The following is a 14370-nucleotide window of genomic DNA, read 5'->3' as shown; positions in this document are numbered from 1 at the left end:
AAATTCCATACGAACGCGCTATCGGCATTTTCGTTCCAGCGAGTTCGCTCTCACCGACCCATTCGGAACTCGCCGGACGTGTCGCGCCCCCGGAAACGCCCTACGATCGCACCTTCCTCGGCCACGCCGACGTAGGCGAGCTGGCTTTCATCGGCATAAAACATGGTGAAGCTTTCACCGGAGACCAGCCATCGGCCGCGATAATTGTCGGGATCGACGAAGGTGCCGTCTGAGAGCAGATACACGCGAAAACCGACCGGTTCGGGCTTCTCGGGATCATCATAAGATCCGGTCACGTACCACGGCCCTTCAATATAGGCGGCGAGTTCTTGGGACTGCGCGGACGCGGGTCGGCGCCAATTGGGATCGTCCGCCGCCGCGATGCCGGCTGGACTGAATTGCATGCTCCACGCAATGATAAGTATGCCGACATACCACCGTGAACGCATGAGTGAACTCCAAAGCGCACGCTAGGCCCGCGATCATCCTGGCGGAAGAGGCCACTCTGGTTGCAGCGTCCTCTTCCGGCTCCAAAGCGGACGCTTTGCGACGCTCGCCGAACGACAATCAAGGGCCAATCTCCGTCGTCCGCGGAAGAGCTTACGAACGGCGCGAATGCTGGATCACTGCAGTCACTGGGCATGTCGCAAAAATTCCCAATAGCGGAAGCTCAGCGCGGGTGGCGGAACGCCTCCTGGTAACAGACATGAGCTGGCAACGACGCAGGCCCGCGCAAACTCGCCGAGAGCTACTGTGGCCGGATCAAGTATTTCTCGCCCGTCCGCTTGGCATTGAAGGCCGCAAGCACGGCGGGCTCGAGCGCCTCGGCGAGCGAGACTTGGTGGCTATAGTGGCTCTTGAACGTTGTTGTCAGCTCGTCCACCACGCGCTTGCGCATGCGTGCAACGACCTCCGATCCGGCCTTGGCCATGAACGGGGTCAGCAGGAAGCCGGAAAGCGACCATGAGAGACCGAAGCTGCGGGTCAGCGTCGTCGGGCCAACATCAAGGCCGCCGTAAATGTATACCTGCTTGAACGTATCAGAGCCGTAGCGGCTGTAGCTGGTCATCCGCTTGACCGCGGCCGCCTCCATGGCGCCGAGAATCTGGCCCGCAAGTTTTCCCCCGCCAATGGCGTCGAAGCCGAGCGTGGCGCCCGTTTCCACCAGCGCCGCAGTCAGATCGTCGAGGAACGACTCCGACGCTGAGTTGAGAACGTACTTGGCGCCGATCCCATTCAACAGCGCGACCTGTTCGGCGCTGCGCACGATGTTGACCAACGGAATACCGTCGTTCGCGCAGATCTTCACCAGCATCTGGCCGAGGTTCGAGGCGGCCGCGGTGTGCACCAGCGCCGTATGCCCTTCCCGGCGCATCACTTCGGTGAACGCGAGCGAGGTCAGTGGATTGACGAAACACGAGGCGCCGTCCGCAGGATCGACGCCGACGGGAAGCTCCATGCACATCGCCGTTGGCAGGCAGCGGTACTGCGCGTACATGGCGCCGCCGAGCAGCGCTACAGTCTTGCCGAGCAACGCCTGCGCCTCAGGCGCAGCGCCCGCCTTCACGACCGTGCCGCAGCCTTCGTTACCGATCGGCATCGCCTCACCGACACGGCCCGCCATTGCACGCATGCCAGCGGGCGGAATGTCCGCGGTGATCACTGGAAGGCCTTCGCGCTGAGAAGCCCGCGCCGTACGCACGTCAGCGGCGCCGACCAGCAGGCCGAGATCGGAGGGATTAATCGGCGTTGCCAGCACCTTTACGAGCACTTCATGGTCGCGCGGCTGCGGCATCGGCCGGCGGGCGAGTGAGATCTCCAGCTCGCCGCCCTCCTTCACGAGCGTCAACATGATCAGGTTGTCTGCAGGCAGGTCAGTCATGGCTGCGCTCCGGCACGGGGGATGGTTTCCGTATTGCGACGGGCTAGCTGAAGACCCGAAGCCTCACAATGCTTTCCTCTGGGGCGCTGGCCCTGGAGTGGTCATCTTGGAATGCCCTCCGTCCAAAGCTTTGGATAGGCTAATCCACATCTCACAGGCTCAGAGTAGCGCACGAGACGACCGAGCCCATTCGCGGCGTTCAATCCCAGAAGCGGCCATTGGAGGCGCGACAGCACAGAGCAGACATTCACGCGAAATGCGGACGCTCTGCGTGCTTACACTGACACCGTTATGCAGGTGTTCAATTTCTGACATCGCCTGAGATCGAACTCGAAAATCTGCCGCTAAGGGCCGTGTGATTTTCGCTATGTCACGCCGCGCACTAAGCGAACATACTCATAGCGCCCCTGCTTCATTCACTTGGATCACGCGACGCCCTTTCGGCCTCGACCTGGTTCGCTGGCGCGACCTGGGTTGCTGTCCACTGCAACAATGGCGGACGTGGCACGCGAGCGAGCGCATCTCTTCTTTCGCGCAACACGCGCCATCGCTCGTACTGATCGGCCTTGCCCGGCGAGACATCCTCGCGCCCATTCAACCAAAAATCAAACCAATCCACCGCACCTTCTTGTGAGGCTAAGACTTGCGACGGATGCTGCAGCACATGACTGCCGCGTTCGATATCCGGGATGAAATAGAGCTCCACCGGCGCGCGTAAGTGATTCAATCTCGAAAAAGTTTCCCAAGGGCCGATGACCACACGTACGCCGCCGCTTTCGCGTTGTAGCCTTAGCGGGGTGCGCACGCGCTCCACGTTGAAGCCTGGGGAGTTCTCAAGCCACTTTGCCAGCCCTGCGCCGAACGGTTCGGCCCCTGCCATTTGCATCTGCTCATGGGGCCATTGGTGAAACGAGGCCTGCATGTAGCCGCCGTTCGCGTGGTCGGATGCTAACGCTGCGGCGAAGACAAAAGACGAGTGCGTCAACGCGTATTCCACCCGCCACCCATGATGGCTCTGTCCCGATATCCCCACAGCGTCCTCTCGGACGAGAGCACGTGACACCAAGGCGCGCACAGCACTCTCATATATGCGCATGAATGCGGCCGGCTCGTGCTCCGTCAATGTTGAGCCCTCAATCCGAGCTTCATCAATCTCCAAGACGAACATGCCACGGTTCGCCAACGCTTGGGCGGCGTAGATCGAAAAGCCCGGCCCTAAGCCTGCCTGGGAAGGACCATAGAGCGAGAAGCGCTCACCCGCCGCGGCTGGCTCCAATTGCAACACCAAAGGATAGCGCCGTCCTGGCCGAAAGTTCGTCGGATAATAAAGGACGCCGCCCCACTGACTTCCGGATTCAGTCGGCCACGAAATGCGCTCAACGTGACCCAACCGGAAGCGACGACTTAAGTCTGGGTTGGGATCGAAGAGAAGATGCCGCCGTCCATGAGCATCGATCGAGACCAAGCGTGGCGGAACATTGAGACCTTGCTCGATGGCCAAGGTTGCGCCCGGTGAAGCAAGTGGCGGCGTGGCGCGGCGCTCAAGCGCCCAATCGTCGCCGTGAAGACCAAACCTGTCGCACGAGACTTCTGTCCGGCAGATTTCTGCGCGCTGTGACGAGAGCCAGCGTAAACTGCTAATCTCCGACACTTCGGGCATCGGCAGCGTGCGCCATCGCCCCGTGCGGGTTTCGATTGCAAGGAATTTGCGGACGGCTTCGTCAGCCAGGCTCGTCGATCCGATGGGGGCGAATGTAGGTCCAACGAGGATGGACAAGCCGTCCGGCGACCATGCCACCTTGGCGCGCGGATCCAATGGCGCATCGATGAGCGCGCGCGCCTCACCGCTTTGGCCGTCGACGACATAGAGCGACGCCAACACGGACTGGCAAGCACGCCCGTCTTGACGATTGCCAATCAGCAGCCGCAACAAGTAATCCGGGTAGGCGCGCCAAATCGCCGGCACCTCGTCGGGTGCACGATCAAGCAGGATTTGGGCGCCGTCGGGCGACAGGGCGAAGGCAAACCAAGGTTGGCCGCATGTAATTCCGGGGCCATGTGGCGTCCAGCGTTCACTTCTCCCCGCCACGATTCGAAACAACTCGACGCCGTTCAAGTCGAGCGGTGTCACGCCTTCCGTCCAGCCGTTCAGCAGGGATATGAGACTGGCATGGGTATCGACGGCGAAGCCGTCTCGGAGCGCGCGCTCGGAAGATGTGCGGTCCGCGACCCTCCGCGCAAAATAGTAGAGCGTATTGTTCGGACCCGCCCGAAACGTGACGACATCGGTTTGGCTTTGCGTGCGTTGTTCGATCGATCGCCGCGCCAAATCAATCGCGTAGACTTGGGCGACATCACCATGGTCTCCCCACAAGAGCACAAAGGAATCGTTGTCGATCCAATTGATGGTGTTGAAGCCGGGTACGCCTAAAACGCCGGCGCCGTACCCGTCCGCCCGGCCTCTGGCCGGCATAAAAAGGCGTCCTATCGAATGAGGTGGCGTAGCTGCAGCCTCGGTCGCCCCTGCAAGGATATCCAGCCAAACGCCGTCTCGTTCTATGTCGCCGCGCACCACCATGACGACATATCGATCTCCGTCGGGAGAGAAGATCGGGCGCGTCCCTTGATCACGAAGCTCACGACCATCCGGGTAGATGACGGCGGCGCCTTCAAAAAATCTAACGGTCTCTATCGCTGCGGCGGTTGTAAGCGGGGCTTGGCCACGTTGGGCCTCGGCAACGCCGATAGAGGCGACGAAGAAGACAATCGACACCAAGCTCAAAAAGCGAGCGAACCGACACATCGGGGCGATTTTCTCAGCTTACCAAGACTTGCGGATACTCAACGACACGACGCGCCCCAACGGATCGGCATTGGCGGCGTCGTACTGAAAACCCGAAAACAACACGCCCGCGCTTGTTCTGGGCGGCGCCTGGTCGAAGAGATTAGAGGCCCCGAGCGTCAATTCCACATCATCTAAGAAGTTCGGCGCATAGCGGACGTTTAGGTCTATCGTTGTCCAGGCGTCGATGCGGCCATCGGGGCTTGCCATCGTGTCGGTGTAGCCGTTGGCGTAGTTTACGGCGCCGGCCACTTGCCACTCATCGCCTGTCCAAGCGAGCGCACCTCTCGCACGCAGGCGCAATGGTTCGCCGTATGTGTTCACAAGATCGGTCGCCAAACAGCCGTCGCAAAACGCCGTTTCGATTTCGTCGATGACGGTGGCCGACAAAGACGCGGCTAATTCGTCCTCTCCGAAGCCAAACACGTAGGAGAGAGCCAAATCATACCCACTGGTGTCCACGCGCGCGGCGTTGATCATACCGCCTCCAGTGTAGAGATATTGAACGCCGATGAGGTTAGAGCCGGTGAGGTCATAGAATGCGAACCCACTGGCCACTAAGTCGGCGACGTAGGCTTGCGTTTCAGCGTCGCTTGAAAGCGTAGATACGAGCGACCCGTAAATCTCCGGCCGAACAAGCGCATCTGTATCGAACGGAGGTGAGATCAACCGGTTCTTATAGGTGATCTGAAAGAGGTTCACCGACAATGTTAGGTCGGGCAGTTGCGAAGGGCGATACTCGACGCCGATGCTCACATTCTCCGACTCTTCAGGCAGCAATTGCTGGGCGCCGGAGACGACCAGTGTGTCGGCAAAACCGCCACCCGGCGCCGCAAACGGAAAGGTGAAGACCGCGAGGTTCGCGGCGTTCACAAGCTGCTCGGACACGTTCGGCGAGCGAAACGCACTACCGAGTGACGCGCGGATATGCAGGTCCGCAATTGGCGCCCACATCAATCCTATGCGTGGGTTGGTCGTATCGCCGGCATCGCTGTAGTCATCATATCTAACAGAGGCCGAAAGCACCAACTCATCCATCAATGGGATGTTCTGCTCGCGTCCTACAACCGGCACAAACAATTCACCGAACACCGCGCCGACGGTTCGATCTCGGCTTCTGAAACTGGCGGCGTAAGGCACGATGGTCTCGAAATGCTCTTCGCGATGAGAGCCGCCAACGGCAAGCCGCGCGTCGCCGGCCGGCAATTGCAACAAGACGCCGTCGGCGATAAGCGAGCCCTCGGCCAGTTCGAAGGTCTGCCGCGCGGCAAGCTCGCCGTTGACATAACCAACGGGCGGCGCGGTGTAGTAGTTGTTTCGGCGCGCGGTATCAAGATTGCTGTAAAGGCCCGATGCGCGGATTTGCCAAGTCGAACTGATGTCCCAAGCGACGTTCAAATTGGCTGTCAAAGTTTCGCTGCTGGTGTCCGACGTGAGACTGCGAAATGGATCGGTAAAGTCGCGCTCGGTGTCGGTGTGCGAGTAAAGGATATCAGACGAGACGGTGACGTCAGATGTGAGAGCCTGCTGAAGGGAGATGAAGGCGCTTAAGCGATCGACCTCGGGGTAAAGATCAGTAGGTTGGGCAATCGAACTGGTATAGGCCCGATCGGCCGAGGCCAAGTCGTCGGCGTGTTCCGAATGCAACGCGATCAATCCGCTGCCGCCGCCCCATGCGCGTCCGAAAGACTGGTCCAAGAGAATCTGCGAGCGGTCCTCAGCAATCGCATAGCGCGCAGCCGTCTCCGCCCCCTCATAGTTTCGACGGAGAACAAAGTTCACAACGCCGCCGACTGCGTCCGCGCCGTAGATTGAGGAAGCGCCATCAGTCAAAACCTCGATGCGCTCGATCGCACCAAGTGGGATGGTCGACACGTCGATGACGGCGCCAAGCGCCGATGGCGCCATCCGGTGCCCGTTCAGTAAAACCAGTGTGGACGAAGTGCCGAGGCCGCGTAGATTTACACCGCTCGCACTCTCGAGATTGACCAGGCCGTTCGTGCTGTTGATTACGCCATCTTGGCTTGCGCCCTCCGCGCCACCTTTGAAATTCTGCGTCATGCTCCGGATGAAGTCGTCAGTCGTCGCGTAGCCGGACTGATCGATCGCGTCGCGATCATACGTTGTGACCGGCGCTGTTTCATTTGAGAGGCCGCGAATGAGCGTCCCCGTCACCACGATCTCCTCATTGTCACTCGGCGCCAGCTCGTCACCGGCGCCGAGCCGCGTAGGGGAAGCGTCGTTCTCGGCAATGAGCCCGAGCCCTCCATCCGAGGTCCGTTGCACTCTCAGGCCCGATCCAGAGATGAGGCGCGCAAGCGCCGCATCCGGCGACATCTCGCCAACAACACCAGCGCTCTGGCGACCGCGAACGAGGTCACTGGGCGCCACCACGGTGACGCGCGCCTGACGCGAAAACTCCATCAGCGCCGAAGTAAGCGGTTGGGCGGCAATGTTGAAATGAACCTGCGCCGCTTCGCTTGCCGATTGATCAATCTGCTGCGCGTGCCCTTGCGAGGCGCCGCTCAGAAGAGCTGCCGCCGACGCCGCGGCAAGCGACAGCACCCGAAACGTGCCTTTGTTGGATTTCATGCTCTCCCCCAAGCGTCGAACGCCCGCTGAGCCGCGGCTGAACTGGCAGGCAATCTCCCCGCGAGAGCGCCTCTAGGGTTTGAACGTGCGGACGCCGCGAAAACGAACTGGCCGGCGACACATTTCTCAACGCGTGGCGACGAGACGAGTTTGCCCGTCGTCGCTGCGTTCGACGTGAAGCGGCATCGTCGCCTCCAGGCTCGACAGCATCTGATTGATCTGTTCGGTTGGATACGACGCTGTGATGCGCAGCCTAGAGAGTTCCGGATCGGCAATTGTGATTGGGGTGCGAGAATAGCGATTGGCGTCTGCGATGACTTCAGCAAGGCTCGCATCTTGATAGACGAGGAAGCCCTCGCGCCAGGCCGCGGGTTGGGTGGTTGGCGCGGGTAAAACAATCTCTTGAGCGACAGCGCGGGATACCGAGACTACTTGGCCCGCTATTAGCCGGTAAGTGCGGGCGCCCGAAAGCAGAGTCGTGATGCGCCCAGGTTCGCTGACCTCGACGATGCCCTGGGCAACGGTGACGCGCACGCGATCCGGGTTCGACTTCACTTCGAACTCAGTGCCGACTACGCGAACGACAGCGTCCTCCGTTTCGACGAAGAACGGACGCTCAGCGTTGTGGGCGACACGGAAGAACGCTTCGCCGTCGGAGAGACGCACGCGGCGCTCGGCATCGGTAAAGGCCAATTCCATTTGGGTATCAGCGCCCAGGGTGACGATTGAGCCGTCCGGTAGCTCAACATCACGCACTTCAGCGATTTGCGTGGTGACTGGGGCGGACCACGGCCCTGTCGGTTCCCGCGGGATGACAAAGGCGATGGCCAATGCGGCAGCGGCCGCGAACGCTACGCCAACAGCTGTACGGCGCACGATTGCATCGCGGCGCGTGTAGCGGGTGTGATTGGCGTAATCCTGTCTAAGGCTGGCAACAGCGTAATAGTGGTCGAGTTGTTGTTGGTATGCCTCGGCGTGACGCGGTGAATGCGCAAGCCAGGCGTCGAAAGCGTCGTGATCGGCGCAATCAACATCGGCGTCAGCGAGACGGGTGACCCAGCTTTGCGCTTCCTGTTCGATGCGCTTGAGGTCGGACGTGTCGGCTGCAATCACCGGCTTCCCTCCTCTTCATCCGAACGCTTCAGCACTTGAGCGATGTCACGCACGGCGCGCTCGACATGCCCTTTGACACCATTGGCGGACATCCCCGATCGCCTGGCGATCTCAACAAAGCTCAACTCGTCGAAGCGATGCATGATGAAGCACCGCCGCCTAGCCTCAGGCATAGCGTCAATGGCGTGCTTGATCAGCGCCAATTGATCCTTCGCAGTTAGAACGTGTTCGGGGGTGCAATCCGAACGTGTGGACTGAAGAAACGTGCTCTGTTCGATGTGACGCTCAACCGTTCGCATGCGTCGTTTGGCGTCGATGAGGAGGTTTTCCGCTGTGCGGTAGAGGAAAGCCTCCGGGTGATCGAAGCGATCGACGCCCGGAAGTATCGCCAAGCGTGAGAACGCCTCTTGCGCTACGTCTTCAGGATCGGGCGGACCGACTCCGTATTTCTTGCGAAGGTAGCAGCGCAGCGGATGGAGGTGTTTGCGATAGAAGCCGTCCAGCCAACCGGCGGGCGGTTTGGGCTCCGAAAGAAGCACGGGCTCGAGATCAGGCGGCATGGATACAGGCTGGCCCATCACTCGGCCCCAACACGCAGAAATGTTTTTCGCGGGAGGTTCGTTTCCGTAGGCATCAAACGTTTATAGTGGGGACAAAGATTGAACGCGTCGAACCACTGAGCGGGCGCGATGGCGTATCCTGCCAAGTCGCGCTTACCCAAAAGTCCGGCGTTTTTCATGTCCCCTGCGCTTGAAATGAGCCGAGTGAGCCTCCGCTTGAGGGCAGCCGGATGTCAAGCGAATGCATGTTCTGCGCCCGCCTGGGCGACACTCGCTGACGTTAAGCGGACTGATCCCCTTCACCCCATGGTGGACGGCGCTTCGCTGGCAAAGAAAAATTTCTGGTCACGCTGCAACTCAAGCTCAAAATACGTCACTTCTATGCCGAGCAAGTGGACCACGCCGCCACCAACACCACAGCCACTCCGGTCTCATCGCGCGCGACGATGCCGAAGCGCCTCACTCATCCTGTCTCATCTGACATAAGATCAAAGCTGATGTGCAGATCACGATGCGCTCGCACTACACCCGAAGTGTCCGAAGTATCCCAACAACGGTCATCGGCGCGATTGAACCGGATAACGGACGTTGACATGATCCAACCCGACGACCAGGGCCGAAAAAGCAGGCGCGGAGAGAAACGCGAACTCGCGAAGGTAGACGAAGAGCGATGAAACGTCCGTTGTCCGACACAGAGCTGCCAGAGGGCCCTCGTGTGGTCTTTTACTACACGGGCGTCTTCCATTGGTTGATCGCGAGGCATCGCGACGAGATCGGCCGGCGTTTGACCGAACCGGCGGTCAAGCTGCGCGCGGACCTGCTTGCGCCCCGCTTCGCCGGCGCTGGCGTGCTGCCCGGGCCTGAAGCGTGGGAGATACTTTGGGACTATCTCAACGCGGTTGAGAACAAGCTCGCCGCACTCATCAGACGCCGATCGCCCGCCTATTGGTTTCATCTCTATCGCAGGATCCGGCCGACGCTCTCAGAGGTCCATGACAGCAAGCGCGACGCCACCACCGTTCGCCTTGTGCGCCGTCACGCTGAACTTGCCTTTTCGAAGCACGGCGACCTCAACGGCAAGGACTTAGGTCCGCTCGGAAACCTTAGCCTGGACACATTGTTGGGCGGGTTCTTCAAGACCGCGAACCTCGATCTGCTGAGATCGGAAAGGGCGGTTGAAGCGCTCTACGCCCAGCTCGTTCCTCAGGAGATCGTCATGACTGAATTCAGTCTCGACGACTTCCTGTCGATATTTGAGATTGAAGGCTGGGCTTACGAATATTGGCGGACGGCGGCGGCCATGCGTTCAGCCGGCAAGGGTTCGCCGGTTTCCTGGGAGACACGGAACGACTGGATCGACTGTCACGACGAGGTCGTTCACCCGGTTCTGTTTGCGATCTATGACGAGCGCATCAAGCGTGGCGGCGCGGGATTGCCGACCCGCCTTGGCACCTGGACCAACGATAAGCGTGTCGAAGGCCTCGCAGGGCGCTACGTGGCCGCCCAATACAAAGTCGATTCAGCGCCCGATCCGTTCCCAACCTGGGATGTCGTCCGCAAGCGCATGGCCGAGTCCGTCACGCCAACCAATTTCGTCTTGTTCGACGGCTCGCTAGAGGCGTTCCAGCAATCGCACGCCTTCATGAGCGGGGCATTTGAAAAACGCCATGGCTTCGCGCTGGAAGAGCTTTGCTTCACATTGAGCATGTTGACGCTGCTCGCGGGCTATACGGGCGAGGCCATTCTCCAGCCCACCAGACAGAAGCGCATCGCGCACATCCTCACTCACCAGACCAATCTACGCTTCCGCGGCTATTGGCTGGTGGCGCTCGATCTCGACGGGTTATGCGAGCTGATTGAAGATGCAGCGCCGTTCTTCGGGTTTAAGACCGTTCCCGTTCGCCCCACGCTGCGCGCAATCGTCGAGTTTCTGGCGCTCTCAAAGATCTCGGCAAAGAACATTGGCCTCTGGTCGGGCGGCAAGCGCCCGCTCCTCGTGCCGATGCCTGATCGGGGCTACATGCTGGATCTCGTCGCAGTCATTCCGCTGCTGACAAGCCTTTTCTTTGGCGTCAAAGCGGATGGCAACGCAAAGGGGTCCTCGTTCGAGGAAGCGTCGCGCGAAGCGTTTCGTGAAGCGGGGCTCGATCTTGTCAGGCATGGCAGGCTTGAGTGGCTCGACGGCGCCTGGCGGGAAGCCGACGCGATCATGCGTGATGGCGATCGCCTGGTCGTTTTCGAGTGTGTCGCCGTCGAAGAACCGGTCGACCTCGAAATATCCAAACCTCAGGTCTTCGCCGACCGAAAGGACCGGATCGCGCCTAAGCTGTGCCAGGCCGCCTCTCTTGCCGAAGCGCTGCGCGCCCGCCCCAAGGGCGCCAATTTCGACTTTGGTTGGGCCAAGAAGTTCGACTGGCGGGTCGTTTGCCCCCACCACGAATTTGCATGGGACCTCGGCGACGAATTCTTCGACGACATCGGCGAACCCAGGATCGTCACGATCCAGGAAGCTATCGAGTTGATAGAGGGAAAGGCGATCCTTCCCTACGACCTCCGGCGCTTCGTTCATCGCGCACGGCGGGAGAGCGAGACCGCATCAGGCACTTGACTGAAGGGCGCTGCATTGCGTCCGCAATGGCGCGCAACACTTTGATCGGGCGGCGGATGTGTGCGTCAGCCGTCCTTCTCTTCTGCCTTGGCCGCGGAAGCGTCGAGCGCTGCGGACAACTCGTCGGCGATCCTGGACGAGATTCGTTCAGCCGGAATTGTCAGTCGGTTGAGAATGCCTTCCACGGAGCTCATCGATGACGACGACATAAGCGCCCGCCTGAATCCGGGCGCGATCGCTCTTGAGTCCAGGCTGCTGACGGCGCGGTCGAACGCAGCTTGAAATAGCTCTTGCACATCGCTCTCCGGCTGCGCATCCCGCATGCCGATTGCGATCGCCTCAAACAATCTGCGGAATGCCTGCCGGTCCGGCGCCTCTCTCCAGGCGGAAATGATAAGGGCCGCCAGGAACGAACGGATTGATTCCGCATCGTTGGTTTTCCGACCCAGCAGTTCGATCAGCTTGTCCAGCCCCGCGCTCTGCTGCCAGTTCGACCGACCGAGCACGTGAATGACTTCGGCGTCACCAAACATCGTGAAGGTGTAGTTGGCATCCGCGAGCTTCACGGCAGCCTCGTGGTACGCAGCCGGCGGGATGCTTCCGGCCTGCACCCCGTGCTGGAGTGCGACCTGCGTCCATGCGCATGGCGTGCCGAGCGTGGCTGCCGCCATGGCGCGTAGCGCCCGATCGTCACTGAGAAGCACCCGCCCCTCTACCTGCGCGGCGAGAGCGGTGTCGAGAAACGCACGATGCATGCCATCGAACAGGTCGTGCGTGTCCGCGTTTGCCGGCGTATCCGCTTCAGCCGGAGCGAGAACCAGTCCTTCGGCAAATACGAGCGCAGCCTCAGCGCGCGCCACCTGAGCGGCGATCGCGTCGTCGGTGAGTTCGATCATGTGATAGTGCTCGCCGTCCCACCCTAGGGACGATTGTCGCGTTCCGATTTTCGCGCGGCGTTCGAGGACACTGTGGCGAAGCAGATCAATCGTGCCCTGAACCGCCATGAGCTCATCAAATGATGCGCGAACCAGGTCAGTGAGGCCGAGTTGAACGATGCCGTAGAGCGTTACGGGATCGAGCACCGCGACGCGACGTGTTCTCAGATGCTCATGCGCAGCCTCAAACTCGGGCTGGGCACCCGCGGCGACCTGCAACTGAATGCGAGGACTGCCGGTGAAGACCTCCCAGAGGTCCACTGGCTCGACGCCGGCTACGGTGGCGGCAAATCCAATGGGGACGTTTCCGGTCTTATAGGCATCCTCGATTCCACGCGCATTCTCCGCCCTGCGCTTCGCGGAGTCGAAAATCGGTTTGAACTTCTCGTCGCCTTTGCTCTCGTCAATCTGGAATTCCCCGAGCGCCTTGTTCTCGGGGAAAAGTGTCTTGAAGTCATGCAGTGACCTAAAATGCGCGTGCAGTAAGTTGCTCTGAATGTCGGTCACGACAAACGTCGTGACGCCCAGGCCCAGATTCTCGATTTCAACTTCGTCACCAATCCTGAGGCCAGTCAGTCTTGCCGCGATTTCGTGGTCTGGAGAAATTTCGCCACGCTCAATGCTCGGGGCCGCTTCCGTTTCGATCACGCGCACGAGAATGCGCTCACCGTCCTTCTCCTTGAGATGCACGGCCGTGTCCGGCGCCACTGCCTGCGGCGCCGGCAATCCATGGCGCGCGGCCTTCCCCATCAGGAATAGTCCGATCGTATAGCCAAGATGGACCTGCGGATCTCCGTATCCGAGTCGCAAAGCGCGATACCCAATCTGCAGCGCGCGGGGATCTGCCAGGTGACGATCCATCGCCATTGCGAGGCTCATCAAATCTCCCGGTGCGCCCTGTGGATCAACGACACCCTCGAGCCATGCACGTACCGCGTCCACATCGCCAAGCCGCTCACATACGCCGATCCAGTTCAAACGTCGCTCCAGCGTCTCTTCGACGCTGAATTCGCGCTCAAGCAGCTGGCGGGCTTCCATAAGCAGGCCTGATCGCTCGTAAATGGCGACTCCAATCGCGCTGATGTCGCGCTGTGTCTTTACGCCGTCGGCCAGGCTGTCGAACAGCGCGCGTGCATCGCGGCGTCGGTCGGCGAAGTAGAGCGACTTTAGCCTGCGCCTTAAGGGCAAGCTGTCCTGATCGGTGGTGTGAAGCGTTCCGTACAGATCAGCCGCACGGCTGAACTCGCGTACTGCGTAAAGCGCCTCCGCCGCGTGGAAACGGTCTCCAGGATGCGCGGCGTCGGCGACCAGGCGGTCGATCGCCGCCGACGAGGCGGCGCGCCGCGGATCGTCGTCGGTGAGGCCGGTGACAACCGCGCTGTGAACGATGATCGAGTCTGGCCAGCGCTGAAGCACCGCGTTTACCTGACCGCGCTTCCATGTTGGCGAGCGCCGCCTGAATCTGACGGTTGCCCCCTTCGGTCGCCGCAAGGGTCCGCTTTGGTCGGTTTCTATGTGAGCCTGAAGGTCTCTTTCTGCCCCGGAACGGACCTAGGCTTCTTCGCCCGCGACATTCGACTGGACTTCAGTTCGTATTGGAGCGTGCATGGTGCTCGAACTACGGCCCATGTCGCGCTGCAACAAGAGGACTCCACGCTCGGAAAGCCAACGCCCTCTCCTCCTTCGATGCCTGACGCCCCGACATTTTCCGGGGCTTGCGCTCGTGCCGGCACAGACCGGCTAACGAAGGAGTTCATTTTATGGCAGCTAAAAGCAAGCGCGCCCGCACAGCGGCGAAGCTCACAAAGAAAGCGGTCCGCGCCCCGCGTTCTAAAACT

General features: G+C 60.6%; 8 protein-coding genes. 1 reads left to right on the top strand and 7 read right to left on the bottom strand.

The genetic code is table 11. The annotated features are described in order from the left end of the window. Positions 1-50: 50 nt before the first annotated feature. From DSM104635_RS01710 to DSM104635_RS01685, 6 genes are all read right to left on the bottom strand, one after another. Positions 51-449, bottom strand: coding sequence for a hypothetical protein (locus DSM104635_RS01710; RefSeq protein WP_158764534.1), 399 nt, complete (start codon positions 447-449; stop codon positions 51-53). A gap of 299 nt (positions 450-748) precedes the next feature. Beyond that, positions 749-1882: a zinc-binding dehydrogenase gene (locus tag DSM104635_RS01705; RefSeq protein WP_158764533.1), complete on the bottom strand. Its 1134-nt coding sequence runs from the start codon at positions 1880-1882 to the stop codon at positions 749-751. A 412-nt stretch (positions 1883-2294) separates the two neighbouring features. Further along, a complete protein-coding gene (locus DSM104635_RS01700; protein ID WP_228445798.1) occupies positions 2295-4355 on the bottom strand; it encodes a hypothetical protein in 2061 nt (686 codons plus the stop codon). Positions 4356-4703: 348 nt separating this feature from the next. Next, on the bottom strand, positions 4704-7316 hold the full coding sequence (locus DSM104635_RS01695; RefSeq protein WP_158764531.1) for a TonB-dependent receptor: 2613 nt from the start codon (positions 7314-7316) through the stop codon (positions 4704-4706). 126 nt (positions 7317-7442) lie between these two features. Next, positions 7443-8429, bottom strand: coding sequence for a FecR family protein (locus DSM104635_RS01690; protein WP_158764530.1), 987 nt, complete (start codon positions 8427-8429; stop codon positions 7443-7445). Continuing rightward, positions 8426-9007: an RNA polymerase sigma factor gene (locus DSM104635_RS01685; RefSeq protein ID WP_158764529.1), complete on the bottom strand. Its 582-nt coding sequence runs from the start codon at positions 9005-9007 to the stop codon at positions 8426-8428. The genes DSM104635_RS01690 and DSM104635_RS01685 overlap by 4 nt, the downstream gene beginning before the upstream one ends. A gap of 652 nt (positions 9008-9659) precedes the next feature. Here DSM104635_RS01685 and DSM104635_RS01680 point away from each other — a divergent pair. Beyond that, the gene (locus DSM104635_RS01680) at positions 9660-11597 is read left to right on the top strand and encodes a hypothetical protein (protein WP_158764528.1); all 1938 of its coding nucleotides are present in this window, start codon (positions 9660-9662) and stop codon (positions 11595-11597) included. A gap of 65 nt (positions 11598-11662) precedes the next feature. Here DSM104635_RS01680 and DSM104635_RS01675 read toward each other — a convergent pair whose 3' ends face one another. Continuing rightward, on the bottom strand, positions 11663-13948 hold the full coding sequence (locus DSM104635_RS01675; RefSeq protein ID WP_158764527.1) for a PIN domain-containing protein: 2286 nt from the start codon (positions 13946-13948) through the stop codon (positions 11663-11665). Between the last annotated feature and the right edge of the window lie 422 nt (positions 13949-14370).

Source organism: Terricaulis silvestris, from assembly GCF_009792355.1.
GTDB lineage: Bacteria > Pseudomonadota > Alphaproteobacteria > Caulobacterales > Aquidulcibacteraceae > Vitreimonas > Vitreimonas silvestris.
This window is presented reverse-complemented; position numbering and strand designations above follow the sequence as displayed.

What these genes read in the sequence shown, in the direction of transcription:
- DSM104635_RS01710 (WP_158764534.1), bottom strand. Translation starts at nt 449, where the DNA reads ATGCGTTCACGGTGGTATGTCGGCATACTTATCATTGCGTGGAGCATG.
- DSM104635_RS01705 (WP_158764533.1), bottom strand. Translation starts at nt 1,882, where the DNA reads ATGACTGACCTGCCTGCAGACAACCTGATCATGTTGACGCTCGTGAAG.
- DSM104635_RS01700 (WP_228445798.1), bottom strand. Translation starts at nt 4,355, where the DNA reads ATGCCGGCCAGAGGCCGGGCGGACGGGTACGGCGCCGGCGTTTTAGGC.
- DSM104635_RS01695 (WP_158764531.1), bottom strand. Translation starts at nt 7,316, where the DNA reads ATGAAATCCAACAAAGGCACGTTTCGGGTGCTGTCGCTTGCCGCGGCG.
- DSM104635_RS01685 (WP_158764529.1), bottom strand. Translation starts at nt 9,007, where the DNA reads ATGGGCCAGCCTGTATCCATGCCGCCTGATCTCGAGCCCGTGCTTCTT.
- DSM104635_RS01680 (WP_158764528.1), top strand. Translation starts at nt 9,660, where the DNA reads ATGAAACGTCCGTTGTCCGACACAGAGCTGCCAGAGGGCCCTCGTGTG.